This window comes from Marinobacter sp. X15-166B, assembly GCF_001752365.1.
In the GTDB taxonomy this organism is placed as follows: Bacteria; Pseudomonadota; Gammaproteobacteria; order Pseudomonadales; family Oleiphilaceae; genus Marinobacter.
Map to the genome: position 1 here is coordinate 2,598,329 of NZ_MEIY01000001.1, position 24,466 is coordinate 2,622,794.

21 protein-coding genes and 2 pseudogenes are annotated in these 24,466 nt (G+C 60.5%); 17 read left to right on the forward strand and 6 right to left on the reverse strand.

Translation table 11 applies throughout. From position 1 onward, the window contains the following. The first annotated feature begins 15 nt into the window (after nt 1-15). Both ppsA and rraA read left to right on the forward strand, forming a co-directional pair. Nucleotides 16-2,382, forward strand: coding sequence for a phosphoenolpyruvate synthase (gene ppsA / locus BG841_RS12190; RefSeq protein WP_070057908.1), 2,367 nt, complete (start codon nt 16-18; stop codon nt 2,380-2,382). Nucleotides 2,383-2,402: 20 nt separating this feature from the next. Beyond that, nucleotides 2,403-2,885 carry a ribonuclease E activity regulator RraA gene (gene rraA, locus BG841_RS12195; RefSeq protein ID WP_228141655.1) on the forward strand — a complete coding sequence of 161 codons (483 nt, stop codon included), beginning with the start codon at nt 2,403-2,405 and terminating at the stop codon, nt 2,883-2,885. 12 nt (nt 2,886-2,897) lie between these two features. On the opposite strand, the gene BG841_RS12200 is transcribed toward rraA, so the two are convergent. The 3 genes from BG841_RS12200 to BG841_RS12210 all read right to left on the reverse strand — a co-directional run bounded on the left by BG841_RS12200 (nt 2,898) and on the right by BG841_RS12210 (nt 4,377). Then, nucleotides 2,898-3,197: a PilZ domain-containing protein gene (locus BG841_RS12200; RefSeq protein WP_070057910.1), complete on the reverse strand. Its 300-nt coding sequence runs from the start codon at nt 3,195-3,197 to the stop codon at nt 2,898-2,900. Between the two features lie 97 nt (nt 3,198-3,294). Then, nucleotides 3,295-3,969, reverse strand: coding sequence for a TIGR04211 family SH3 domain-containing protein (locus BG841_RS12205; protein ID WP_070057911.1), 675 nt, complete (start codon nt 3,967-3,969; stop codon nt 3,295-3,297). A 108-nt stretch (nt 3,970-4,077) separates the two neighbouring features. Further along, complete coding sequence (locus tag BG841_RS12210; protein ID WP_070057912.1) at nt 4,078-4,377, reverse strand: YciI family protein; 300 nt, start codon at nt 4,375-4,377, stop codon at nt 4,078-4,080. A gap of 74 nt (nt 4,378-4,451) precedes the next feature. Here BG841_RS12210 and BG841_RS12215 point away from each other — a divergent pair, with 74 nt between their 5' ends. After that, nucleotides 4,452-5,339 carry a PHP domain-containing protein gene (locus BG841_RS12215; protein ID WP_070057913.1) on the forward strand — a complete coding sequence of 296 codons (888 nt, stop codon included), beginning with the start codon at nt 4,452-4,454 and terminating at the stop codon, nt 5,337-5,339. Here the strand turns inward: BG841_RS12215 and BG841_RS12220 are convergent. Then, nucleotides 5,324-5,863: a YecA family protein gene (locus BG841_RS12220; protein ID WP_070057914.1), complete on the reverse strand. Its 540-nt coding sequence runs from the start codon at nt 5,861-5,863 to the stop codon at nt 5,324-5,326. The genes BG841_RS12215 and BG841_RS12220 overlap by 16 nt on opposite strands. Nucleotides 5,864-5,866: 3 nt before the next feature. Further along, the gene (rne, locus tag BG841_RS12225; RefSeq protein WP_070057915.1) at nt 5,867-9,052 is read right to left on the reverse strand and encodes a ribonuclease E; all 3,186 of its coding nucleotides are present in this window, start codon (nt 9,050-9,052) and stop codon (nt 5,867-5,869) included. A gap of 587 nt (nt 9,053-9,639) precedes the next feature. Here rne and rluC point away from each other — a divergent pair. The 3 genes and pseudogenes from rluC to BG841_RS12235 all read left to right on the forward strand — a co-directional run bounded on the left by rluC (nt 9,640) and on the right by BG841_RS12235 (nt 12,418). Next, nucleotides 9,640-10,681 (forward strand): annotated as a pseudogene (gene rluC / locus BG841_RS12230) (23S rRNA pseudouridine(955/2504/2580) synthase RluC). A gap of 36 nt (nt 10,682-10,717) precedes the next feature. Next, nucleotides 10,718-11,230 (forward strand): annotated as a pseudogene (locus BG841_RS16545) (HAD family hydrolase); the annotation flags it as partial. Between the two features lie 183 nt (nt 11,231-11,413). Then, entirely contained in the window at nt 11,414-12,418 is a 1,005-nt protein-coding gene (locus BG841_RS12235; RefSeq protein WP_070058813.1) for a S49 family peptidase, read from the forward strand. Here BG841_RS12235 and BG841_RS12240 read toward each other — a convergent pair. Then, nucleotides 12,394-13,011, reverse strand: coding sequence for a Maf family protein (locus BG841_RS12240; RefSeq protein WP_070057916.1), 618 nt, complete (start codon nt 13,009-13,011; stop codon nt 12,394-12,396). The genes BG841_RS12235 and BG841_RS12240 overlap by 25 nt on opposite strands. A 128-nt stretch (nt 13,012-13,139) precedes the next feature. On the opposite strand from BG841_RS12240, the gene BG841_RS12245 reads away from it, so the two are divergent. The 11 genes from BG841_RS12245 (at nt 13,140) to putA (ending at nt 24,442) form a co-directional block, all read left to right on the forward strand. Beyond that, complete coding sequence (locus tag BG841_RS12245) at nt 13,140-13,682, forward strand: YceD family protein (RefSeq protein WP_070057917.1); 543 nt, start codon at nt 13,140-13,142, stop codon at nt 13,680-13,682. 102 nt (nt 13,683-13,784) lie between these two features. Beyond that, nucleotides 13,785-13,964 carry a 50S ribosomal protein L32 gene (rpmF, locus tag BG841_RS16550; protein WP_074454346.1) on the forward strand — a complete coding sequence of 60 codons (180 nt, stop codon included), beginning with the start codon at nt 13,785-13,787 and terminating at the stop codon, nt 13,962-13,964. A 41-nt stretch (nt 13,965-14,005) separates the two neighbouring features. After that, the gene (gene plsX / locus BG841_RS12250; protein ID WP_070058814.1) at nt 14,006-15,007 is read left to right on the forward strand and encodes a phosphate acyltransferase PlsX; all 1,002 of its coding nucleotides are present in this window, start codon (nt 14,006-14,008) and stop codon (nt 15,005-15,007) included. 84 nt (nt 15,008-15,091) lie between these two features. Then, on the forward strand, nt 15,092-16,030 hold the full coding sequence (gene fabD, locus BG841_RS12255) for an ACP S-malonyltransferase (protein ID WP_070057918.1): 939 nt from the start codon (nt 15,092-15,094) through the stop codon (nt 16,028-16,030). Between the two features lie 28 nt (nt 16,031-16,058). Beyond that, nucleotides 16,059-16,802, forward strand: a complete 744-nt coding sequence (gene fabG / locus BG841_RS12260; protein ID WP_070057919.1) for a 3-oxoacyl-ACP reductase FabG — start codon at nt 16,059-16,061, stop codon at nt 16,800-16,802. Nucleotides 16,803-16,931: 129 nt separating this feature from the next. Further along, nucleotides 16,932-17,165: an acyl carrier protein gene (gene acpP, locus BG841_RS12265; RefSeq protein WP_070057920.1), complete on the forward strand. Its 234-nt coding sequence runs from the start codon at nt 16,932-16,934 to the stop codon at nt 17,163-17,165. A 115-nt stretch (nt 17,166-17,280) separates the two neighbouring features. Then, nucleotides 17,281-18,522 carry a beta-ketoacyl-ACP synthase II gene (gene fabF / locus BG841_RS12270; RefSeq protein WP_070057921.1) on the forward strand — a complete coding sequence of 414 codons (1,242 nt, stop codon included), beginning with the start codon at nt 17,281-17,283 and terminating at the stop codon, nt 18,520-18,522. A gap of 7 nt (nt 18,523-18,529) precedes the next feature. After that, nucleotides 18,530-19,348: an aminotransferase class IV gene (locus BG841_RS12275; RefSeq protein ID WP_070057922.1), complete on the forward strand. Its 819-nt coding sequence runs from the start codon at nt 18,530-18,532 to the stop codon at nt 19,346-19,348. Then, a complete protein-coding gene (gene mltG, locus BG841_RS12280) occupies nt 19,345-20,406 on the forward strand; it encodes an endolytic transglycosylase MltG (RefSeq protein ID WP_228141656.1) in 1,062 nt (353 codons plus the stop codon). Before BG841_RS12275 ends, mltG begins: the two co-directional genes overlap by 4 nt. Continuing rightward, nucleotides 20,403-21,032 carry a dTMP kinase gene (gene tmk / locus BG841_RS12285; protein WP_070057924.1) on the forward strand — a complete coding sequence of 210 codons (630 nt, stop codon included), beginning with the start codon at nt 20,403-20,405 and terminating at the stop codon, nt 21,030-21,032. The genes mltG and tmk overlap by 4 nt, the downstream gene beginning before the upstream one ends. Nucleotides 21,033-21,256: 224 nt before the next feature. Beyond that, on the forward strand, nt 21,257-24,442 hold the full coding sequence (gene putA, locus BG841_RS12290) for a bifunctional proline dehydrogenase/L-glutamate gamma-semialdehyde dehydrogenase PutA (protein ID WP_070057925.1): 3,186 nt from the start codon (nt 21,257-21,259) through the stop codon (nt 24,440-24,442). The last annotated feature ends 24 nt before the right edge of the window (nt 24,443-24,466 follow it).

Below are 24,466 nucleotides of genomic sequence, written 5' to 3' on the forward strand. Positions count from 1 at the left end.
CAGGGGAGAGGCGTTTTGGAAGATTACATTATCTGGTTTGAAAACCTGGGAATGTCTGATGTCGACCGGGTCGGGGGGAAAAATGCGTCCCTCGGTGAAATGATCAGTAATCTCGCCAACGCAGGTGTTTCGGTACCCGGCGGTTTTGCAACCACCTCCCACGCCTACCGGGAATTTCTGGCCAAAGACGGACTTGATGAGCGTATTGATACCGCGTTAAACGCTCTGGACATCAACGACGTCAACGAACTGGCCCGGGTTGGTTCCCAGATTCGTCGCTGGGTCACCGAGACCCCCCTGCCGGCGCCATTGGAAACTGCGCTGGAAGAGGCGTACGGCCAACTGAAGAGCGGTAACGACAACATGGCGGTGGCGGTGCGTTCCTCCGCCACCGCCGAAGATCTGCCGGATGCGTCCTTCGCCGGACAGCAGGAGACGTTTCTGAACGTGGTCGGACTGGAGCAGGTCAAAACCGCGGTCAAGGAAGTGTTCGCGTCCTTGTTTAACGACCGGGCCATTTCCTATCGGGTGCACCAGGGGTACGACCACAAAAATGTCGCCCTGTCGGCCGGTATCCAGAAGATGGTGCGCAGCGAGACCGCCGCCAGCGGGGTCATGTTCACCCTGGACACCGAGTCCGGCTTCCGGGATGTGGTGTTCATCACCTCGTCCTACGGGCTGGGCGAAACGGTGGTGCAGGGGGCGGTCAACCCCGATGAGTTTTACGTGCACAAACCTACCTTGTCGGCTGGGCGCCCGGCGGTGTTACGCCGCAATCTGGGCAGCAAGGCCATCAAGATGGTGTACGCCAGCGACGCCGACGCCTTTGTCGAAACCGTCAAAGTGGATCCGGCGGAGCGCAATCGCTTCAGCATCGATGACGCCGAGGTGTCGGAGTTGGCCAAGCAGGCCATGATCATCGAGCAGCATTACGGCCGCGCTATGGATATAGAGTGGGCGAAAGACGGCGACGACGGCCGGATTTATATCGTCCAGGCACGGCCGGAAACCGTCAAAAGCCGTGCGTCGGCCAACGTCATGGAGCGTTACCTGCTGAACGAGCAGGGTACAGTGCTGGTGGAAGGGCGCAGCATCGGTCACAAAATCGGCAGTGGTCCGGTCAAGCTGGTGACCAGCATCAGCGAGATGGACCGGGTCAACCCGGGCGACGTGCTGGTGACCGATATGACCGATCCGGACTGGGAGCCGGTGATGAAACGGGCGTCGGCTATTGTCACCGATCGTGGCGGACGTACCTGTCACGCAGCCATCATCGCCCGGGAACTTGGCATACCGGCGGTTGTAGGTTGCGGTGACGCGACCGAGCGGCTCAAAGAAGGACAGCTGGTGACCGTCTCCTGCGCCGAAGGCGACACCGGTTTAATCTACGACGGCAGTCTGGATTTTGAGCTGAAAGAGAATACCGTCGATTCGATGCCCAACATTCCCTTCCAGATCATGATGAATGTGGGCAACCCGGACCGGGCGTTTGATTTCCAGTCGCTGCCCAATGAGGGCGTTGGTCTGGCCCGGCTGGAGTTCATTATCAACCGGATGATCGGTGTGCACCCCAAGGCACTGCTCAACTTTGACGGCCTGCCGGGGGATGTTCGCCAGGCTGTGGAGAAACGTATTTCCGGTTATCAGTCGCCGGTGGACTTTTACGTTGACAAGCTGGTTGAAGGGATTTCCACCCTGGCCGCGGCGTTTACCCCGAAGAAGGTGATTGTGCGCTTGTCGGATTTCAAGTCCAACGAATACGCCAACCTGATTGGCGGGACCCTGTACGAGCCCGACGAAGAGAATCCCATGCTGGGTTTCCGGGGCGCATCCCGCTATATCTCCGAGACCTTCCGGGACTGCTTCGAACTGGAATGCCGGGCCCTCAAACGCGTCCGGGACGAGATGGGCTTTACCAACGTGGAGATCATGGTGCCGTTCGTGCGCACGGTGGGAGAAGCCAGTCAGGTGGTTGACCTGCTGGCTGAGAATGGTCTGCACCGCGGCGAGAACGGGCTGCGCCTGATCATGATGTGTGAGTTACCGGCCAACGCGCTGTTGGCGGATCAGTTCCTGGAGCATTTTGACGGCTTTTCCATCGGCTCTAACGACCTGACCCAGTTGACCCTGGGACTTGATCGCGATTCCGGCATCATTGCCCACCTGTTTGATGAACGGAACGAGGCCGTGAAAGTGTTGTTGGCGAACGCCATCCAGGCGTGCAAGCGGGCAGGAAAATACGTCGGTATTTGTGGTCAGGGGCCATCGGATCACCCGGATCTGGCCAAGTGGCTGATGGATCAGGGGATTGATTCGGTGTCTCTGAACCCGGATTCAGTGCTCGATACCTGGTTCTTCCTCGCCGACGAAAAAATTGAATGACCCTTTGGGAGGCTTCTCAAGTGCCAGTGGTAACACCTGATTTGTGTGATCAATTCCCGGACGTTGTCGTGGTTGAACCGGGCTTTCGCAATTATGGCGGGGTCAGTGCTTTTGGCGGTGAGGTGGTCACCGTCAAATGTTTCGAAGACAACTCCGTGGTGCGAGCCCAGGTCGGGCTGCCCGGGAAGGGGCGGGTGCTGGTGGTCGACGGTGGTGGTTCCAGGCGGGCGGCCCTGCTGGGCGACATGCTGGCGGCGCAGGCTGCCAGCAATGGCTGGGCCGGCCTGATCATCAACGGCTGCATTCGTGATGTGGACGTTATCGGGCAGACCCAGTTGGGTGTCCAGGCGCTGGGCACCCACCCGCGCAGGACCGAAAAACGCAACCAGGGGGATCTGGATGTGCCGGTGACCTTTGGCGGCGTGACCTTCCGACCGGGGCAGTTCGTGTACGCCGATAACAACGGCATTATCCTGTCGGAGCGGCCGTTAACCGGCACTTAACAGCGGCTTCGATTACCCGGGTCCGTGCTTGACCTTGTTGATAGCCAGACCAAGCACATAGCCGTCGTTGGCGGCGGTGCAGCGCAACACCGTACAGACGGTCTGAAACGGTGAAAACTGATCGCTGGCGGCCGGCAATGAGGTGTGCAGCTCGGTGCCTTCCGCAAACGCGCGGCTGACCTGCAGCTGCATACCGGTGCCACTGAGGTCACGGCATATTCCAGTACGGGTGTAGCCGTGCTTGTCGGTAAGGGTGATCTCGGAGTTGACCCGCATGCGATAAAAGCTGCGTTTTTCGGTATAGTCCTTCATAAATATCGCCGTCGCTCCCTGATGGTTGTTCCTGGAGTATAGACGCTATCGGCGAAATGGTTGATAGCGTCCTCCGGAACCGGGGGCGAGTGGCACGTCACACCCAGTTGTCGCTCTTCTTGGTCGGCTTGAGCCACGGAATCAGGACCGCCAGTAAGATACCCAGCAACACCAGCCCGGCCCCCAGGAGCATGAAATCCGATTCGCTTTTTGCTTCCAGCCGTTCTTTTTCCGCGGACAATACTTCCAGCTCGTTTCTGATCTTCTGGTTTTCCTCCCGCAACTCGCTGTTGCGACGATCCAGATTGAGTGCGTTGGCAGAAATCGACTTGATGTTTCTCAGCTCCTCGCTCAGCGCAGCGTTTTTGCTCTCCAGGTCCTGTTCGCTGGAAGCCAGCTCATTGCGCTCACTTTTGAGAGTGTTGAGTTCTTCCTGCAGGGTTGCCAACTGAGTTTTGGCCCGCTCCAGTTCCTGGGTGGCTTTGGCCAGCCGGTCGCGGGCGATGGGGGTGTTGGTCAGGAACCGGGTGGGTATCCAGCCTTCAATCCCTTCACGGGTCCGTACCTTGCTGTAACCCGATTCGCGGTTGCTGGTGATCAGTTCCACCGGGGTACCGCTGCGCACCCCTTTGTGGAGGATGCGATACTGGAGACCTTCGCCGCTGCGAATCGGCGCAAGTAGGGTGTCGTCAATGTATACGGTTTGCGCATGGAGGCCAGTGCTGGCCATCATGAGCAGCAACAAGCCGGCAAACAGGCGATGTGGAGTCACGAATATTGTTTCCTGATTCGAATGGTAAAACGGCAATTTTGTCACAGATAACCCCGCAATCAAGCAGGGCTTTATTACAATCCGCTCATGGTGGATGGTGCGGTGGTGCTATGGCAATACCGGGTTGAACGGTTTCACCGTTACCGCGCGGTAAACGCCGGCGTCCACGTAGGGATCGGCGTCGGCCCAGGCCTGCGCTTCCTCCAGTGAGTTGAACTCGGCGATCACCAGACTGCCGCTAAAGCCTGCGTCGCCGGGTTCGAGGGTGTCCAATGCAGGGTGGGGGCCGGCAACCAGCAAGCGGCCTTCCTGTTTGAGGTGTTCCAGGCGGGCGATGTGGGCCGGGCGTGCCGATTTGCGCAAGGGCAGGCTGTTGTCCACGTCGTCACTGATAATGGCGTAGTACATTCGAGCTCCTGTTGTTTGATGGTAAGCTATGATACACCTAGTGTTTACACACCGTACTATCATCGAGTAACCGAGTGACTATACCGCAAGCCTTACCTCTGTGTATTGATCTTCATTGTCATTCCACCGCGTCTGACGGAGCCTTGTCGCCCCGGGCGCTGCTGGAACGTGCCAGCGAGATGGGGGTCACCCACCTGGCAGTCACCGACCACGACACCCTGGCGGGGCTCGCCGAGGCCCGCGATGCGGCGCACCAGTTGGGGGTAGCCCTGATCAACGGGGTGGAGCTGTCGTGCGTGTGGCGCAGCCACACCATTCACATTGTCGGTCTCGACTTTGACCACCAGGACGTACGCTTTCTTGCGGCGTTGGACGGTCAGCATGAGAACCGCTGGCGCCGTGCGCGCACCATCGCCGGCAAACTGTCCCGGCGCAACCCCGACGCCTTGCTGGCACTGGCCACGGCCCACGCAGGCGATGATGTACCGGGGCGGCCACACTTCGCCAGGGCATTGGTGGAGCAAGGCGTTGTCAAAGATATCAATCAGGCCTTCAAACGGCATCTGGGGGCTGGTAAGCCCGGCGATGTAAAGGCTTTTTGGCCGGAACTGGATGAGGTGGTCCGCTGGCTGGTGGAGGCCGGCGGCATCGCGGTGCTGGCGCACCCGAAGAAATATCGGCTGACGGCGACGAAATTACGCCAGCTGGTGGCCGATTTCCGGCGCGCGGGAGGGCAGGCACTGGAAGTGTCCACCTCGGGGCAAACGGCAACGGATATGGCCTTTCTGGCGGAACTCTGCAAGAAAGAAAATCTGTGGGCCTCCCAGGGCAGCGACTTCCATTTTCCGGGCGCGGCCTGGAGTGAGCTGGGGCGTATCAGTAAACTGCCAGACGGGCTTGCGCCGGTCTGGCATTATTTTCGCCAACCCATTGCGGCAACCGGCGATCAGTCCGGAGCGTGATACAACAGGTAGAGGTCGGTGAGGGCGTCGGGTATCGCATCGGCCATGGTGGCTGACAACCTGGCGCTGTCCCGCACCTTCTGGAAGTCCTCGTCTTCAAACAGCCCCGACAGGGTCAGCATGGGCACCAGCAGCTCGCCAATCTCCTGTTCGCTGACCGTGAGCCATTCGCTTTCATGTTCCATGAACGCATCAATGAACCCGGCGCACCAGTTTTCCAGGGCGTGCATGGGGTCGCCGTCTTCCGGCTCCGGCAATTGCAGGGGCTGGCCCAGATCGAGTGACCCCGCCAGGTGTTTGCGCAGGCGTTCTACCGCTTGCGCAAACGCGGCAGGAGTGCCGCTGGCGGGCAACTCCTCGACACCGGTGGCCAGCTGAAAAATCTCATCAACTGATTGGGACACCGGGCCTACCACGCTGGCACAGACCACCCCATGCAAGCCAAAGAAATCCAGCGCATCGTCCCCCCAGGGGGCGGCGAACAGAACGTCTTCTAGCGCTTCAATTTCATTGCTGGACAGCATGGTTTAGTTTCCTTCCGCCTTTTTGGCCGCTTCCGCCGCTTTCTGGCGTTTGCGCACTTCCCTCGGGTCGTTATACGCGCGGCCCGGCGTCACCGGCGGCACCGGGGTGGCCGCCTTGGGCTCACTGCCGGCAGGCTTGGTTTTTGGCTTAGGTTCTGCAACAGCTTTGGGCGTGTCGCCGGCGCCGGCATTGGCCGAGGTGTCTGCCTCTTGCTTGGGTGCGGCTTTCGCACCGCCGGATGCCTTGCTCCTGACTGCTTTGGCAGCAGGTTTGGCGGCCGGCTGTTGTTGCGATTCACCTGCGTCCGCTTTGGGCGGGGTTGAAGCCGCTGCAGGCCCTTCAGTGGCGGGTTTGTCTTCCGCCGCTCTCGCGGAGGCCGGTTGCTCCGGTGCGCTGGCCGGTGTCGCCCCGGACTGATCGGTCTTGGGTGCGCGCGCATCGGCTTTCGCCGGTTTGGCGTCGGTCACCTGGCTGTCAGGTTTGCTGTCTGCTTTTTCGGCAGGTTTGGGTTGCGGTGCCTTGGTTGCAGACGCCTTGGTCCCTTCCGACTTGGGTTTGGTCGCCTTGGCTTCAGGGGCCTTGGCGTCAGCGACTTGGGGCTCGACCGGCCTGGCCTCGGTGGCCTTGGGCTGGGCGTCGTCGGTCTTGGCTTCTGTCACCTTGGGCGCCGCTGATTTGGCGTCGGCAGCGGTGGTCTCGGGCGTTTTGGACTCGTTGCGTTTGGACGCCGGCGTCCTGGTTTCGGCAGTCTGGGGCTCGGCCGTTTCAGTTGCAGCGGCTCTCGACTCGGAGGTCTTGGTTCCTGCAGTCTTGGGCTGCGGCGCTTTGGTTTCGGCGGCCCGGGATTCCGGGGCCTTGCTTGCAGCCGCTGCGCTATTCTGAGTTCCGGTTTCGGCAGCCTTTACGGTCGCGGTTTGCTGGGCAGCGGCGGTTTCCTGCACTTGCTCCGGCTGCGTGTCCTTCTGGTGCTTTTCGCTGCGTACCGCTTTGCGATCCGCTGGATTACTGGCCGGTGTGGACGTTGGCGAGCCGTCGCGGTTGCGGGGCCGGCGGGGTTTGCGCCGCCTTTCTTCACTGGTGCTCTGGCCGCTGCCGTTGCCATTGGTGGCCTGCGGCTCGGAGGCCGCCGGGGCTTGTCTCTGGGGCTTTCGTTCCTGACCCCGTTCCTGGCTTCGTTCCTGAGTGCGCGCGGTTGATGCCGTACGGCCTGCTTCGCGGCGGCCGTCATTCGCCTGGTTGCGTCCGCGATTGCGGTTGCCGCCGTTATCGGACCGTGCGGTATCGCGGTTGCTCCGGTTCCGGTTCGGTTCGTCGTCGTTGCGTCTTTGCGGTGTCCGGCGGCTATCGGCGCCACCGCGGTTGTCCGTGCGCGCGTTATCCCGGGCCACGCGGGATTTGCGGCGCTCCTGGCGCTCTTGCGGGCGGCGCTTGTTGGTTGCCGGTTCCGGGCGTTTGGCGCTGGCCGGTGCCGGCTCTTCAGGGCTGAAGAAACTGGAAATCTTGCGCGAGAGTTTGCTGAACAGGCCGCTGTCCGAGGCCGGTTCTGTGCTCTTTGCCGGTGCCGGCGGGCGTGGCGGCGCTACCGGCCGCAAGGATTTGACCGCAGCTTCCTGACGAACCGGCTCGCGGGCGGCAGGGCTGTCAACCGTTTCTTCCTCCCGTGGAGTGTAGCTTTCCGCGACGTCGACACTGGATATCCGTTCGGTGCCGTTTTCGTCGTCACGGACCCGGACAATCTCGTAGTGGGGCGTTTCCAGGTGCGGGGCCGGTACCACCAGGATGGTGACTTCCTGACGGGCTTCGATGTCGGCCAGTTGTTTGCGCTTTTCGTTCAACAGGAAAGTCGCTACGGCGATTGGTACAACCGCATGCACTTCATTGGTCTTATCTTTGGAGGCCTCTTCATAGATGAGGCGCATAATGCTCAGCGCGAGGGATTCAATGCCGCGGATGGTGCCCTGGCCTTCACAGCGGGGGCAGACTTCGCTGCGGGTTTCGCCCAGCGAGGGGCGCAGGCGCTGGCGGGACATTTCCAGCAGACCAAAGCGGGAAATCTTGCCAACCTGAACGCGGGCGCGGTCGATTTCCAGAGCCTCGCGCATCTTCTGCTCGACTTCCCGCTGGTGTTTTGCCGGCGTCATGTCAATAAAGTCGATAACAATCAGTCCGCCCATGTCACGCAGGCGCAACTGACGGGCAATCTCTTCGGCGGCTTCCAGGTTGGTCTGCAGAGCCGTCTCTTCGATGTCCTGGCCTTTGGTGGCGCGGGACGAGTTGATGTCGATAGACACCAGGGCTTCCGTCGGGTCGATCACGATGGAGCCGCCGGAAGGCAGTTTGACTTCGCGTTGGAACGCCGTTTCGATCTGGCCTTCGATCTGATAGCGGCTGAACAGGGGGATTTCATCCTTGTACAGCTTGATCTTGTTTTCGAAGGACGGCATCACGGCGCGTACAAAGTTCAGTACGTCTTCATGCACATTGGCTGCGTCAATTAGCACTTCGCCGATATCCTGCCGCAGGTAGTCACGCACGGCACGGATGATAACGTTACTTTCCTGATGAATCAGGAAGGGCGCTTTACGTTCGCCGGCGGCCTGGGTAATGGCTTCCCAGAACTGCACCAGGTAGTCCAGATCCCATTGCAGCTCTTCGGAAGTGCGGCCAATCCCGGCGGTGCGTACAATGATGCCCATGTTCTTGGGCACATTTACGTTGCTCATTGCCTCGCGCAGTTGGGCGCGCTCTTCCCCTTCGATACGGCGGGAAATACCACCGGCCCGGGCATTGTTGGGCATCAGTACCAGATAGCGTCCAGCCAGGGAGACAAAGGTGGTCAGGGCTGCGCCTTTGTTGCCGCGCTCTTCCTTGTCAACCTGAACGATTATTTCCTGACCTTCGGAAACCACCTCTTTGATGTTGATCTTGCCTTCGATCTGGCCGGGTGACTTCTTGAAGTATTCTTTGGAAATTTCTTTTAAGGGAAGGAATCCGTGGCGGTCGGCGCCGAAATCGACAAACGCAGCTTCGAGACTGGGTTCAACGCGGGTTATACGTCCTTTATAGATGTTGGCCTTCTTCTGCTCGCGGGAGCTGGATTCGATGTCGAGATCAAAAAGGCGTTGGCCATCAACTAATGCAACGCGCAACTCTTCGGGGTGAGTTGCATTTATCAGCATTCTTTTCATGGAAAGAATTGTTTCCTGTCGTTTAAGTGGGACAGAAAACCGCAGACGAAACAGTGCGAAGTAAAACTTGCGTACTTTCAGCGAACACGCTGACAGTCAGACGAATCAGATCGGGGCGCTATGAGGCTCCGCTCGGCTGAAATAAACCGTAGGCGCTCCGGCTGTCCTGAGACGGCGGGTGACCTTGCAGATTTGGTGTCTGTTGGCGCATGTCATCCAAATTCAAGTTCATACGGGTGCCTGGGTCTCACGTCATATCCGTGTTCTGGACGGCCCGGCCCTGCATGCTGGTAAAGATTCTTCGCGATGTTGCCCGTCGGTTTTCCGTACGGTTGCCATCTGGTTCCGGTGTATGTGCGCCATCGTACATCAGATGTGCAGGGTACTTCCGGAAGCTGTTTTGCGCGCCTCGGGCAGATACGATTGGCCCGTTGGCGTTCAAACTCTTTAATAGTATCGGTATACTTCTACCGCTCCGGCGGTTGGCAGTATTGCCAGGCCGTAGACAAACGGTAGAACTCGTCGGAATATAACAGCATTCTTCAAGCCCATCAATCCACCAGTCCTGTCTTGTTGCAAAGGGTCTCATGGCTTCAGCTCGTAAACGTACACCTCCAGGCCCGCAAGCGGAGTCAACGTCACCCGCCGGGCGCTCCGGCGCGGGCGCAGCGACGGAGGTCCGCAGCGAAATTCGCTGGGTAACCATCACCGACGACAATCACGGTCAGCGGGTCGACAATTTTTTACTGGCACAGCTCAGGGGTGTTCCCAAAAGCGTGGTCTATCGCATTGTTCGCAAGGGCGAAGTGCGCGTTAATAAAGGGCGGGTGCGCCCCGATACGCGTCTCAACGCCGGGGATCAGGTGCGGATTCCCCCGGTCGCCCGGAAGGCCCGGCCGGCCGGGGTCGTGCCCGGTACCCGTGTGCAGGGGGTGATGGAAGGCGCGGTGGTGTTCGAGAATGAGCACATGCTGGTGGTGAATAAGCCAGCGGGCATTGCTGTGCACGGTGGCAGCGGGCTGAGTTTCGGGTTGATTGAAGTTTTGCGGGCGGCCCGGCCCCAGACGCATTTTTTGGAATTGGTGCACCGGCTGGACCGGGACACGTCCGGGCTGGTCATGATTGCGAAAAAATCGCTCGGCCTTGCGTTTTTTGCAGGATGAATTACGGCAAAGGCGCGTGCGCAAGCATTACCATGCCCTGGTGGCGGGGCAGTGGCCCGCCAGTGTGGATCGGGTCACCGCGCCCTTGTTGCGCTACGAATTGCAGTCGGGGGAGCGGCGGGTGAAAGTGGATGAAGCCGGCAAGGAGTCCCTCACTCTGTATCGGGTGCTCGGTGTTTACCAGGGGTATTCATTGGTGCAGGCCTCTCCGGTTACCGGGCGCACGCATCAGATTCGGGTCCACTGTGCCTTTGCCGGGCATCCCATTGCCGGCGACGATAAATACATGGACAGCTCCAGTTTCAAGGCATTCCGGGCGGTGGGCGGCGAGCGGTTGATGCTGCATGCTCAGGCGCTGGAATTCCGTTTGCCCGCCAGTGGCGATCCGGTACGGCTGGAGGCGCCGTACGATGACGCCTTCGCGTCGCTCCTGAACAGGCTGGGCGGGCGCAAGGGTGCAGGGTAATAGCAGTAACCAGATTCGGTAGCTCCGGGAGGGCGCATGAGTCAGAAAGTTGTGATCTTTGATTGGGACGGAACCTTGGTGGATTCGGTGGACCACATTACCGACAGCCTGCATCAGGCGGCGACCGAGTTGGGCTTTCCGGCGCTGGAGCGGAGTGCCTACCGGGACATCATCGGGTTGGGGATGATGGAGGCGCTGGAGGTGTTGTATCCGGGGCTCAGTGCGGAGGAGAGGGAGGGGATCCGGGACGGGTACGCCCGTTATTTCTTCGCGCAACTGACCACACCACAAAACGTGTTTGCCGGGATTCATGATTTGCTCACGGATTTGCGCGCCGCCGGACGCGATTGTGCGGTGGCGACGGGGAAGAGCCGTCGTGGTCTGGACGCTGCGCTGATCAGCAGCGAGCTGGGGGCGCACTTTGGCGTGACCCGGTGTGCGGATGAGACCCGCTCAAAGCCCGATCCGACGATGCTGGTTGAAATTCTCGACTTTTACCAGGTGGGTCCGGAGGATGCGGTCATGATTGGTGATACCCGTTACGACCTGGAGATGGCGCAGCGTCTGGGGATGCCGTCTATCGGGGTGGAGTCGGGGGGTGCATTGCCGCGACATTCTCGGGCAGTACGCGCCCCGGGCGGTGGTCAACAGTGTGGCGGATCTGCGCCAGGCACTGGCGCTTTAATTGCAGCCCGACAGGCAGCTGCGAACAAACGGAAACAGGAAGGTTACATGTCAGAGTGGGAGCCACAGGGCAAAGCCGGATGGGGCACGCCAGCCAAGGGTGTATCGAAAGAGGCCGGGCACGAACGGGACTGGAAGCTGATCGAGAAGCTGGTGTTGTCGGTGCAGGCGGAACAGCGCAAAAGCCGGCGCTGGGGGATTTTTTTCAAGCTGATGGGGTTTGCCTATCTGTTTGTCCTGCTGTACCTGTTCGTGCTGCCCACGCTGGACAGCTTCGGCACCGTGGTGGGGGATCATACTGCGGTTGTGGAGGTCAGTGGCGAGATTTCCGCCGAGGAGTATGCCAGCGCCGATAGCATTGTCGGCGCCTTGCGGGAGGCGTTTGCAGAGCCTGCCGCCAAGGCCGTGGTTCTGCGCATCAATAGTCCGGGGGGCAGTCCGGTTCAGGCGGGTTATGTGTACGATGAAATCGTTCGCTTGCGGGCCGAGTACCCCGACAAGAAAGTGTACGCGGTGATTGCCGACATAGGCGCGTCCGGCGCTTATTACATCGCCGCTGCGGCGGATGAAATATACGCCGACAAGGCCAGTCTGGTGGGCTCAATCGGCGTGGTCGGTGGCGGCTTCGGGTTCACCGGCGCGCTGGACAAGCTCGGCATTGAGCGCCGGCTGTATACCGCCGGCGAGAACAAGGGGTTCCTGGATCCCTTCTCGCCCGAGCGGGCGGACGAGGTGGCTTTCTGGGAGCAGGTGCTGGCGACCACGCATCAGCAGTTTATTGATCAGGTCCGCAAGGGGCGCGGGGACCGCCTGGCCGAGGACGAGCGGGTGTTTTCAGGGTTGATCTGGACCGGCGAGCAGGCGCTGGAGCTGGGTCTGGTAGACGGTCTCGGCAGTACTTCCTATGTAGCGCGCAACATTGTCGGTCAGGAAAATCTTATAGACTACAGTCGCGGCGTTTCCCCGTTCCGGGAGTTGATCGACCGCCTGGGGGTGTCCGTGGGGGCCGGTATTGCCCGCAGCGTGTTTCAGTCGCGGCTGGAGTTGCGGTAAGCCTGTTCCAACACGTCGTACTTCCAGTTCGACAGCAGGCTGGTAAGGGCAATCAGCGGGAGGCCGATGAGGCTGTTGGGGTCGCGGCCTTGCAGGGCCGCAAAGAGGGCGATGCCCAGACCTTCCATTTTGAAACTGCCGGCGCAGTCGTAGGGTTGCTCGGTTCTCAGGTACCGCTCAATGGCCTGTGGTGTCAGCTCGCGGAAGTGCACCTCGAAGGGTTCGCAGTGGCGCACGCATACGCCGGTTGCCGCGTCCAGCAGCGCCAGGCCGGTATGGAAGGTCACGCATTGGCCGCTGCAGCGACTGAGTTGCTCGACCGCGCGACGGTGGGTGCCCGGTTTGCTCAGCAAGCTGCCATCGCTCAGGGTGGCCACCTGGTCCGAGCCGATGATCCAGTGATCAGGGAAACGCTCGGTCAGGGCGCGGGCCTTTGCTTGTGCCAGACGCATGGTCAGCGTCTGCGCGGGTTCGTTCGGTCGGGGGGTTTCGTCGATATCGGGAGACGCATGCACAAACGGCAGCCCCAGAGTTTCGAGCAGTCGGCGCCGGTATTTGGAGGAGGAGGCGAGGACAAGTCGGGGGGTTGGCATGCAGCGGCTCCTGTGCAGAGGGGGAATGGAGAAATACCCGTGTAAAGATACGGATTCAGCAACAATTGCGGACAAAACGCAACGAAATCTTTGACAGGGGCGTGTCCGCCCCCTAAAATTGCGCGCTTATGTCAAACACCGAGTTACCAAAGACCGTCGATCCCTACCGGCTCGCGGCCCAAAGCGTCATTGTGGACGGGGAACTCCCTGTGCATAAAATGCGCCGGTTTTATGAAAGCATCCTGGGGGCTGCGGAACAGGAGAGCTGTCAGGTGCGTTTGTCATTCTACATGGATGACATGCGTCGGCGACTGGTGTCGGGTGAGCTGAAAACCAGTGTGACCCTGCAGTGTCAGCGTTGTCTGACGCCGATGACTGCGGAGTTGGCGTCAAGCTTCACGCTGGGGCTGGTCACCACGGATGAGCAGGCCCAGAATTTACCACGGGAACTCGAGCCGTTTTTGACAGATGAGTTTAGCGCAGATTTGTGGACGCTGGTGGAGGACGAACTCTTGCTTGTGCTGCCACCATTTCCGCTACACGACCGCAGTGAGTGCCCCGCAAGGGAGCAGCTGGAAGCGTTTGAGCCGGGCGAAACAGAGCCTGAGCCCGAAGAGCAGCAGCGGGAAAACCCATTCAGTGTTCTTGCGAACCTGAAGAAGAAGCATTAATCACGCAGGCGTCGGTGTGGCCTTCACAAGCGAAACCGGCAAGCCGCTTATACAAACGCACGTTCTTTGGGAACGTTAGTTTTACAGGTCAGGAGAGTAATCATGGCTGTACAGAAAAACCGAAAAACCCGCTCAAAGCGCGGTATGCGTCGTGCCCACGACTCATTGACTGCTGCAACCCTGTCAGTCGATTCCACTACCGGTGAAGTTCATCGTCGTCACCACGTGTCGCCAGATGGTTTCTACCGTGGCAAGCAGGTCATCGAAGCACGCGACGAGTAATTTTTGCTGCTGAGGTCGTGCTCATGTCGGATGCGCCAGGGGTGAACTCAATCACCATTGCCGTTGACGCTATGAGCGGGGACCGCGGTCCGGCCGTCGTGGTCTGCGCGGCTCTTGCGGCGGTTAAAGAAAACAAAGCCTTGAGTATCATTCTGGTGGGATTCCGGCGTGAACTCGAGGCTTTGTTGTCTTCCGGGCACCCGCGGGTTTCCGTGGTGGAAGCGGCCGATGTGGTGCGCATGAGCGAGCGGCCGTCCCACGCGCTGCGTCACAAGCAAAACTCGTCCATGGCGGTGACCTTGCGGCTGGTGCGGGATGGTAAGGCTCAAGGGTGCGTCAGTGCCGGAAACACCGGCGCCCTGATGGCCTTCGGTCGTTCGACCATCCGCATGTATCCGGGTATTGAGCGTCCGGCGATCACCAAGTTGATCCCCTCCCTGCGGGGCCACTGTCACGTTCTGGATCTGGGCGCCAATGTGGATGCCAGCGCCGAAAACCTGTATCAGTATGCGCTGATGGGTTCGCTGATGGCGACCGCGGTCAGTAACCTTGCTGAGCCGAGGGTGGCGCTGCTGAACGTGGGTGAGGAAGAGATCAAGGGTAATGAGCAGGTGAGGCTCGCTTCCCACCTGCTGGCGCAGAGCGACACCATTAATTACATCGGGTATGTCGAGGGCAGTGATCTGTTCGCCGATGTTGCCGATGTGGTGGTTTGTGATGGTTTTGTCGGCAACATTGCGCTCAAAACCGGCGAAGGGGTTGCCGGATTGCTGATCGAGGTGCTCGACAAGGCTTTCTCCAAAAGTGTGTACGGTCGCCTCGTTGGCTGGCTGGCGAGGCCGGTGCTCAGCCGGGTGTTGCGGCAGGTGGATCCCTCCCGGCATAACGGTGCCAGTTTTTTGGGTTTGCAGGGTGTGGTAATCAAGAGTCACGGCAACGCCAATGAGCGTGCCATGCTGGCGGCCATCCGGCAGGCTGTGCTTGAGGTCCAGCTGGAAGTGCCCAGCCGCATTAACGAGCGTCTGGACGATTTAATGGTCTGACAAGCTTGGCGCTGCACGATTTTCGGCCTACCTTGTACTATTGGCTAATCTTCAATAATACACAATCACGGTAAGATTCCCGCTATGAAATCAGCCTTTATATTCCCCGGACAAGGTTCGCAGTCTGTTGGCATGCTCAGTGGTGCTGCAGGTAACTGGCCTATTGTCGAACAAACATTTGCGGAAGCCTCGGACCTGCTCGGCTTCGATCTTTGGAAACTATGTCAGCAGGGTCCGGCTGAAGAACTGAATCAGACGGCCGTCACCCAGCCCGCGCTGCTCACCGCCAGTGTCGCCCTGTGGCGCGAATGGTTCGTGGCCGGCGGCGAGGCGCCGCAATTTCTCGCCGGTCACAGTCTGGGCGAATACAGTGCCCTGGTGGCCGCCGAAAGCCTGAACTTTTTTGATGCGGTCAAACTGGTACGTTTGCGCGGTGAGTTGATGCAGTCGGCAGTGCCCAAGGGCGTTGGCCGCATGGCCGCTATTCTGGGGCTGGACGACGCCGCGGTCATTGCCGCCTGTGCGGAAGCCTCCGGGACTGAAGTCGCCGCCGCCGCCAACTTCAATGCCCCGGGTCAGGTGGTCATTGCCGGCAATACCGCCGCGGTCGACCGGGCCATCGAGCTGTGCAAGGAGCGGGGTGCCCGCAAGGCCATACCGCTTCCGGTCAGCGTGCCCTCGCATTGTGCGTTGATGACCGGGGCTGCCGAAGAATTGGCGGAAGCCCTGAACGAAGTCACCTTCAATGACGCAGTCATTCCGGTGGTGCAGAACGTGACGGCCACCGCCGAGCAGGATCGTGACGTCATCAAGGCGAATCTGGTGCGCCAGTTATACTCGCCGGTGCTGTGGACGGACTGTGTCAAGACGCTGATTGCAAACGATGTACAGGTTGCGGTCGAGTGCGGTTCCGGCAATGTGCTGGCGGGACTGATCAAGCGCATCGAGCGCGGTTTGCCGGTACACACGATTGAAACCCAGGAGGCCCTCGCGGCGGCTGTAGCTGATGTCAAGGCTTCCTGATCTCCGATTGCAGGTATGGGAGTGATTCATGTCACTTGAGGGTAAAGTTGCGCTGGTAACCGGTGCAACCCGTGGAATTGGCAAAGCCATCGCACGTGCGCTGGCGGAACAGGGCGCTCAGGTGGTTGGAACAGCAACCAGCGAAGCGGGGGCCCAGAGCATTTCAGACGATTTCAGCAGCGCCGGGCTTAACGGCTTCGGCATCGTAATGAACGTGTCTGATCCCGAGAGCATCGAGCAAGGTCTGAAGCAGATCGCAGAGCAGGCAGGTGTGTTGACGATTCTGGTCAATAACGCCGGAATCACTCGCGACAACCTGCTGATGCGGCTGAAAGAGGACGACTGGTCGAGCGTTATCGAGACCAACCTGGCCAGCGTCTATCGCCTCAGCAAGGCGGTGCTGCGGGGTATGGCGAAGGCTCGCTGGGGGCGCATTATTAACGTCAGTTCCGTGGTGGCGGGCATGGGGAATCCCGGTCAGGCCAACTACTGTGCGGCCAAGGCCGGCGTGGAGGGCTTTACCCGCAGCCTGGCAAAAGAAATGTCCAATCGTGGCATTACCGCCAACTGTGTTGCGCCAGGGTTCATCGATACGGATATGACCAAACAACTGGACGACAAGCAGCGCGAGGCGATGACCGAGATCATCCCCGCGGGTCGTTTGGGGGAGCCAGAAGAAGTCGCAGCGGTGGTGGCGTTCCTGGCCTCTGATGCTGCCGCTTACGTGACGGGTGACACCATCAACGTGAACGGTGGAATGTACATGGGGTAACCCTTTCGGGGCAAGAAGGCAAGCCTTTTCCCGGCAAGTTCTTAGACCGTCTGCGGCTTGTTTGCCGCTAGACTTTAAACTAAACTGGCAATCCCAAAATTGCTTGGTTAATACGAAAGTGAGGAAATTATGAGTACAGTTGAAGAGCGCGTAAAGAAGATCGTGTGTGAGCAGTTGGGCGTTAAAGAGTCCGAAGTTCAGAATTCATCTTCTTTTGTAGAGGACCTTGGCGCTGACTCACTGGACACCGTTGAGCTGGTCATGGCGCTGGAAGAAGAGTTCGAAACCGAGATTCCTGACGAAGAAGCAGAGAAGCTGGCCAGTGTTCAGAACGCGATCGACTACATCGTCGCAAATAGCTGATACTTCAGACTGAATTTTTGCCAAGCAAAAGCCGTCCCGCGATCTGATCCCGGACGGCTTTTTTGTTGGCGTTTATCAGGTGGTGCAACCAACCAGAATCCAGATGGGGTGCGTTATGGCGAAACGGCGTGTGGTAATTACCGGGCTGGGGATGCTCAGCCCGTTGGGCAACGATACCGACTCATCCTGGGCAGCAGTCAAGGCGGGGCGCAGCGGTATCGGCCCCATTGACCGGTTCGATGCGACCGCCTACAACACCCGCATCGGTGGCGCCGTGCGCAACCTCGATCTGGAGCGGTACCTGCCGGCGAAGGATGCGCGTAAAACAGACGCCTTCATCCACTACGGCCTGATCGCCGCCCAGCAAGCCGTCGCGGACAGTGGCCTGGAGCAGGCAAGTCAACTGGATAAGGATCGCGTTGGCGTGGCCATCGGGTCCGGCATTGGCGGGTTGGAGTTCATCGAAAAGAGCGTTGTGGCGTTGCACGAGGGCGGCCCCCGTAAAGTTTCGCCGTTTTTTGTGCCCGCTTCGGTCATCAACATGGTTTCCGGTAACGTGGCCATCAGGTTCGGTTTTCAGGGGCCCAATATTGCCATTGCAACCGCCTGCACCACCGGCACCCACAACATCGGGTACGCCGCCCGCACCATCGCCTACGGCGACGCCGATGTGATGCTGGCTGGTGGTGCCGAAATGGCCACCACCCGCACCGGTATTGCGGCGTTTTCGGCCGCCCGGGCACTGTCGACCCGAAATGACGAGCCACAGCAGGCCAGTCGCCCCTGGGATCGGGACCGGGACGGTTTCGTTCTCAGCGATGGTGCCGGTGTGCTGGTGCTGGAAGAATTGACCCATGCCCGGCAACGTGGGGCGCCAATTTATGGTGAAGTCATCGGTTTTGGCATGAGTGACGACGCCCACCACATCACCTCGCCATCCGGTGTGGGTGCCGCCAAATCAATGGCCAATGCGATTCGTGATGCCGCTATTCAGCCCGCCGACATTGACTACATCAACGCCCATGGCACCTCGACCCAGGCGGGGGATGTCATGGAGGTGGAGGCGGTGAAACAGGTGTTTGGTGACCATGCCTACCAGTTGGCCATGAGCAGCACCAAATCCATGACCGGGCATTTGCTCGGGGCGGCGGGGGCGGTGGAAGCGATCTTTTGTCTGCTGGCCTTGCAGGAGGGGGTGCTGCCGCCCACCATCAATCTGGATCACCCGGACACGGGTTGTGACCTCGACTTTGTGGCCCACACCAGTCGCACGGCAGCCATCAACGTGGCACTGTCCAATTCCTTCGGCTTTGGTGGTACCAACGGCACCCTGATCTTCCGCCGGTTCGGGGAGTGAGGCTGCCGTGGCACAGTTGATCTGGTCCGAGCAGAACGGGGTGCCGGCGAGTGATCGCGGCCTGGCCTACGGGGATGGGTTGTTTGAGACCATCCGTGTCTGTGCGCAGCAACCCTTGTTGCTCGACCGCCACGTGCGCCGGATGCAGGAAGGAGCGCGTCGCCTCGGCATCCCCGTCGGTGGTGATCTGTTGCACGCGGCGGTAGCCAGGGCCCTGGACCGCTATGCCCGGGAAGGGGAGTGGATCCTGAAGCTGATCCTGACCCGCGGCAGCGGCGGTCGGGGGTATGGCGTCCCGGTGGTTGCTGCCCCGCGGCTGATCCTGTCCGCCCATCCCAAGCCGGCCGTGCCCGGCCGGGAGGGGGTGTCCGCGGCCCTGTCCCCCAGCCAGGTTCATGTGTCCCCGCAGCTTGCCGGTCTGAAGACCCTCAACCGTCTGGATCAGGTGATGGCCACTTTGACCCATCCCCGGGGGGTGTATGAATCCATTCTGACCGACGGGGCAGGGCGGCTGGTGGAAGGAACCAGAACCAATCTGCTGCTCGATCTGGGCTCTGTCTGGGTAACTCCTCCGCAGGCGCAACTGGCGGTGCGCGGGGTAATGCTCGCGGCCGTGAGCGATGCTCTGGACCGCGCGGGGGAGCGCGTTCGCGAACGGCCGGTCAGCCTTGCCCACCTGCGGAGCCCGGTGTGTCAGGGGCTTTATCTGCTCAACAGTGTGATCGGGGCCGTGCCGGTGCGCAATATCGGCTGTTTTGAATTGCCATTGACTGATCGGCTTGCGACAATCTGCCCCCTTGAAACAATTGGGAAATCATCAGCTTGATGCGCACTCTTTTTTTAACGGTAATCGGTTTGGTGGTGTTGGCGGGTGCTGGCACCGGCTTGTGGGTCTGGCAGGGGTTGCAGACACTGGATCAGCCCCGGACCCTGGCTGCACCGGTACTGTTTGATGTCCCGCCTGGGTCCGGGTTGAGTCGGGTGGCCGGAGAGATGGAGGCGCTGGGGCTGATTGAGCGCAGTCTGTGGCTGAGGCTTTATGGCCGGCTGCACCCTGAACAGGCCCGCATCAAGGCCGGAGAATACGAGCTGACCAGTGGTATGACCGCCAAAGACATGCTCGCCAGCATGGTAGCCGGCGAGGTGAAGCACTGGGTGATCCGTTTCATCGAAGGCTGGACCTTCAAGGATGTGCGCGCCGCGCTTGCCAGCAACGAGCGGCTCCGGCAGACCACCGTCGACTGGAGCGACGCCCGGATCATGGAGGCCTTGGGAGCCCACGGGCAACATCCGGAAGGGTTGTTTTTCCCCGATACCTATCTGTTTACCAGCAAAGACAGCGATCTGGATCTGCTGCGGCGCTCGTTCGCGCGCATGGAACAGGTGCTCGCCGAGGAGTGGGCCAACAAATCCCCGGACGCTCCCTACAAAACGCCCTATGAAGCCTTGATCATGGCGTCGATTATCGAGCGGGAAACCGGCGTGCCCCACGAACGCGGGGAAATTGCCGGTGTATTTGTAAGGCGCTTGCAAAAAGGGATGCGCTTGCAGACCGACCCCACCGTCATTTACGGTATGGGAGACGCGTACAAGGGGCGCATAACGCGCCAGGATCTGCGCACCCCTACGCCTTATAACACCTACACGATCAGCGGCTTGCCGCCCACACCGATTGCGCTGTCGGGCCGCGAGGCTATCCATGCAGCGCTGCATCCGGCGGACGGCAACAGCCTGTATTTTGTCGCCCGGGGTGACGGGTCCCACAAGTTTTCACGCACCCTGCGCGAACACCAGCGCGCCGTGCGCGAGTTCCAGCTGAACCGCCGCGCCGATTACCGTTCATCGCCGGCGGCGCCGGTGACCACCGAAGGAGGGACACAGTGACCCGCGGGCAGTTTATTACCTTCGAAGGCACCGAGGGAGTGGGCAAGAGCACCCAGATCGCCCGGGCCGCAGCAGCCCTGCAAGCCCGCGGTGTCAGCGTGCTGGTGACCCGGGAACCGGGCGGCACGCCCATGGCTGAGGCGATACGGGCCCTGTTGCTGGAACCCCGCGATGAGCCGGTGCATGAGCTGACCGAACTGCTGCTTATGTTTGCCGCCCGCGCGCAGCATCTGCACACCCGCATCCTGCCTGCTCTGGATGCCGGGCAATGGGTGCTGTGCGACCGCTTCACCGATGCCACCTTTGCGTATCAGGGTGGGGGGCGTGGGGTAAGCCGGGAGCGCATTGCGGTTCTGGAGCAGTTGGTTCAGGACGATGTCCGTCCGGACCAGGTGTTCTTGCTGGACGCCCCCGTCGAGACCGGAATGGCGCGGGCCAGAAGCCGCGGCGCATTGGATCGGTTTGAACAAGAAGCAGTGACGTTTTTCCAGCGGGTACGGGAGTGTTATCGTGTGCGCGCTGCATTGCAGCCCGACCGCTACCAACTCATTGACGCCGCCCGACCCCTGGAGCAGGTGGCTGCGGATATCCGCCGACACCTGCACGCCATGCTGGATCGTCGCTAACTCCTGTCGCGGTATTCCTCTTTCTGAAAACACCCATCCGCGCCGGCGGGAAATTCTTCCGTCGGCCCGGCGCGGTCTATTTTTTTTCCTTCATCCCCTTCGCGCCCCGACCTTAAAAACTCCAATAAAACTCTGTTTTATGGAGGTAAAACCCAGGTTTTGGGTCTATCTTTAGGGGAACTGTGCATACCCCCTCACTCTGATCACGCGTCAGGAGGCACGCCATGTTCAAGGCAAGCAAGGTACTGGAGCCCGCGTTTCAGGAACAGTCGCGGCCGTTCTTCTGGCAGGCCATTACCGGCAACTACGCTGTCGATGAGGCGGCCTACCTCCAGGAACTGATACCCCTGGCCCAGAGTGACCCGACAGAGTTGCGTGAGGTGACGGACACCGCCACCCGGTTGATCCGGCAGGTACGCAAACAGGACGACTCGGTGCACATGGTGGACGCGCTCTTGCAGGAATACAGCCTCGACACCCAGGAGGGGATCCTGCTGATGTGTCTGGCTGAAGCTTTGATGCGGATTCCCGATAAACAGACAGCAGACGCATTGATTCACGACAAGATGTCGGTGGCGGATTGGCAAAAGCACGTGGGACGCAGTGAATCAACCCTGGTGAATGCTTCCACCTGGGGACTGTTATTGACCGGCCATGTGGTACAGATGGACCGGCGTCTGGACGGTTCGCCGTCCAGCGTCTGGAAACGTCTGGTCAAACGCAGTGGCGAGCCGGTGATTCGCAGTGCCATGTACCGGGCGATGGGTATCATGGGGAAGCAGTTTGTGCTCGGTCGGGATATCGGGGAGGCGCTTAAAAACGGCAACGACTACCGTAAAAAAGGTTACACCTATTCTTACGATATGCTTGGCGAGGCAGCGATGACCGCAGACGATGCCCGCCGCTACCTCAAGGACTACGTGCACGCCATCAACGCCGTGGGCGGGGACACGTTTCCCGCCACAGACGCCCCGGCGCCTTCAATCTCCATCAAACTGTCCGCGTTGCACCCCCGGTATGAGGTGGCACAGGAAGAGCGGGTGCTGGCAGAGTTGTACGAGACCCTGATCGGCTTGATGAAGACGGCCCGGGCGCAAGGTGTCGCCATCACCATCGACGCTGAAGAAATGGACCGGCTCGAGCTGTCGTTACGGCTGTTTGAAAAAATCTATACATCCTCCGCAGTACAGGGGTGGGGCGGGCTGGGTCTGGTGGTCCAGGCCTATTCCAAACGCGCCTTGCCGGTGCTTTGCTGGCTGAACAAGCTGGCTCGTGAACAGGGCGATGAAATTCCTGTCCGGTTGGTGAAAGGCGCCTACTGGGATACCGAGATCAAAATCTGTCAGCAACTGGGTGTGGACGGCTACCCGGTCTTTACGCGCAAGGAAGCCACGGACACTTCCTATCTGGCCTGTTTGCGATTTCTGCTCAGTGATTACACCCGCGGTGCCCTGTATCCGCAGCTCGCCAGTCACAACGCCCACACGGTGGCGTCGGCGCTGGCGATGGCCAACAACAACCCCCGCAAACTGGAGTTCCAGCGTCTGCACGGCATGGGGGATGCGTTGTATAACACGGTGTTGCAGCAATACGATTACCCGGTGCGCATCTATGCGCCGGTGGGCGCCCACAAGGATCTGCTGCCGTATCTGGTGCGGCGGTTGCTGGAGAACGGTGCCAACTCGTCGTTCGTCCATCGGCTGGTCGATGCGGCGACGCCGGTGGAGGATCTGGTGCGCAACCCGGTCAAGGAGCTGCTGAATTACCCCACGCTCCCCAACGAGCGCATTCCCCTGCCGTCCAATATCTACGGCACCGCGCGCAAAAACTCCCGGGGGATGAATATTCATGTGGACGCGGATCTGGATCCCCTGAAGAGCCAGCTTGGCCGCTGGGCGGACACCACCTGGGAAGCGGGGCCGGTTATCCGCGGACAGACCCAGCGGGATGGCAAGCGCAGCGACATCCGTTCCCCCCAGGATCAGACCCGCACGGTCGGCCAGGTGGTCTGGTCGAACGCGCACCACGTTGAGCACGCCCTGGCTGCTGCGACGGAAGGCTTCCCGACGTGGAACGAACGCCCGGTGGAAGAGCGTGCAAGCTGCCTTGAACGTTTTGCAGATTTGCTGGAAGCGAATATGGAAGAGCTGATGGCGATTTGCTGTCGGGAGGCCGGCAAAACCATGCAGGATGGCATCGATGAAATACGCGAGGCCGTCGATTTCTGTCGCTATTACGCCATCCAGGGGCGGGCCCGTTTTGGGGCTGCCGAGCTGCTCCCCGGTCCCACGGGAGAAAGCAATGAGCTGTATCTGGAGGGGCGCGGGGTGTTCCTGTGCATCAGCCCCTGGAACTTTCCGCTGGCAATCTTTACCGGCCAGATCATGGCTGCGCTGGTGGCCGGCAACACGGTGCTGGCCAAGCCGGCCGAACAGACCAGTCTGGTGGCCCACCGGGCGGTGCAGTTGATGCTGGAAGCGGGATTCCCGCCGGAGGTGATCCAGTTGTTGCCCGGGGACGGTGCGGGCATCGGTGATCAGCTGGTGCCCGACCCGCGCATTGCCGGCGTGGTGTTCACCGGCTCCACCCAGGTTGCGCACATCCTCAATCGCGCCCTCGCGGCCCGCGAAGGTGCAATCGTGCCCCTGATTGCGGAAACCGGTGGGCAGAACGCGATGATCGTGGACAGCAGTGCCTTGCCCGAGCAGGTGATCAGCGATGTGCTGGCCTCGTCGTTCGCCAGCGCCGGGCAGCGGTGTTCTGCCCTGCGGGTGCTGTATATCCAGCAAGACGTGGCGGACCGGGTGGAAGCTTTGTTGGCGGGGGCGATGCAGGAGCTGTCGGTGGGCGATCCCGCGTTACTCAGCACCGATGTGGGTCCGGTGATTGACGAAGAGGCACGCCAGGGGTTGCAGACCCATCTCGAACGGCTGGCCGCTTCGGCCCGGAAAATTGCCGAGACACCCTTGCCCGCCTCCTGCCAGAAAGGGTTTTTTGTGGCGCCCACCGCCTTTGGCATCGACGGTATCAACCAGCTGAAAAAGGAACATTTCGGGCCGGTACTCCATGTGGTGCGCTACGCCGCCGAGCGTCTGGATGAGGTCATCGACGCGATCAACAGCGCCGGCTACGGGCTCACCCTCGGTATCCACAGTCGCAGTGAGGCGACCGCCGCCTATATCGAACAGCGGGTCAAAGTAGGCAATGCCTACATCAACCGCAATCAGATTGGCGCGGTTGTTGGGGTGCAACCCTTTGGTGGCCGGGGGCTGTCCGGCACGGGGCCGAAAGCCGGCGGCCCCCATTATCTGTTGCGATTCGGCACCGAACGCACCCGCACCATCAACACCACCGCGGTGGGCGGGAATGCCTCGCTACTGTCCCTGGGGGTGGAAGAGGTGGGACGGTGAGTGGCTGGCGGGCAGCGGGTCGGA

Coding starts and splice junctions, on each gene's coding strand:
- fabD (WP_070057918.1), top strand. CDS start 15,092: ATGAAATCAGCCTTTATATTCCCCGGACAAGGTTCGCAGTCTGTTGGC.
- fabG (WP_070057919.1), top strand. CDS start 16,059: ATGTCACTTGAGGGTAAAGTTGCGCTGGTAACCGGTGCAACCCGTGGA.
- BG841_RS12220 (WP_070057914.1), bottom strand. CDS start 5,863: ATGCTGTCCAGCAATGAAATTGAAGCGCTAGAAGACGTTCTGTTCGCC.
- acpP (WP_070057920.1), top strand. CDS start 16,932: ATGAGTACAGTTGAAGAGCGCGTAAAGAAGATCGTGTGTGAGCAGTTG.
- BG841_RS12245 (WP_070057917.1), top strand. CDS start 13,140: ATGTCAAACACCGAGTTACCAAAGACCGTCGATCCCTACCGGCTCGCG.
- BG841_RS12200 (WP_070057910.1), bottom strand. CDS start 3,197: ATGAAGGACTATACCGAAAAACGCAGCTTTTATCGCATGCGGGTCAAC.
- BG841_RS12210 (WP_070057912.1), bottom strand. CDS start 4,377: ATGTACTACGCCATTATCAGTGACGACGTGGACAACAGCCTGCCCTTG.
- BG841_RS12240 (WP_070057916.1), bottom strand. CDS start 13,011: ATGCCAACCCCCCGACTTGTCCTCGCCTCCTCCTCCAAATACCGGCGC.
- fabF (WP_070057921.1), top strand. CDS start 17,281: ATGGCGAAACGGCGTGTGGTAATTACCGGGCTGGGGATGCTCAGCCCG.
- BG841_RS12235 (WP_070058813.1), top strand. CDS start 11,414: ATGTCAGAGTGGGAGCCACAGGGCAAAGCCGGATGGGGCACGCCAGCC.
- rpmF (WP_074454346.1), top strand. CDS start 13,785: ATGGCTGTACAGAAAAACCGAAAAACCCGCTCAAAGCGCGGTATGCGT.
- rne (WP_070057915.1), bottom strand. CDS start 9,052: ATGAAAAGAATGCTGATAAATGCAACTCACCCCGAAGAGTTGCGCGTT.
- putA (WP_070057925.1), top strand. CDS start 21,257: ATGTTCAAGGCAAGCAAGGTACTGGAGCCCGCGTTTCAGGAACAGTCG.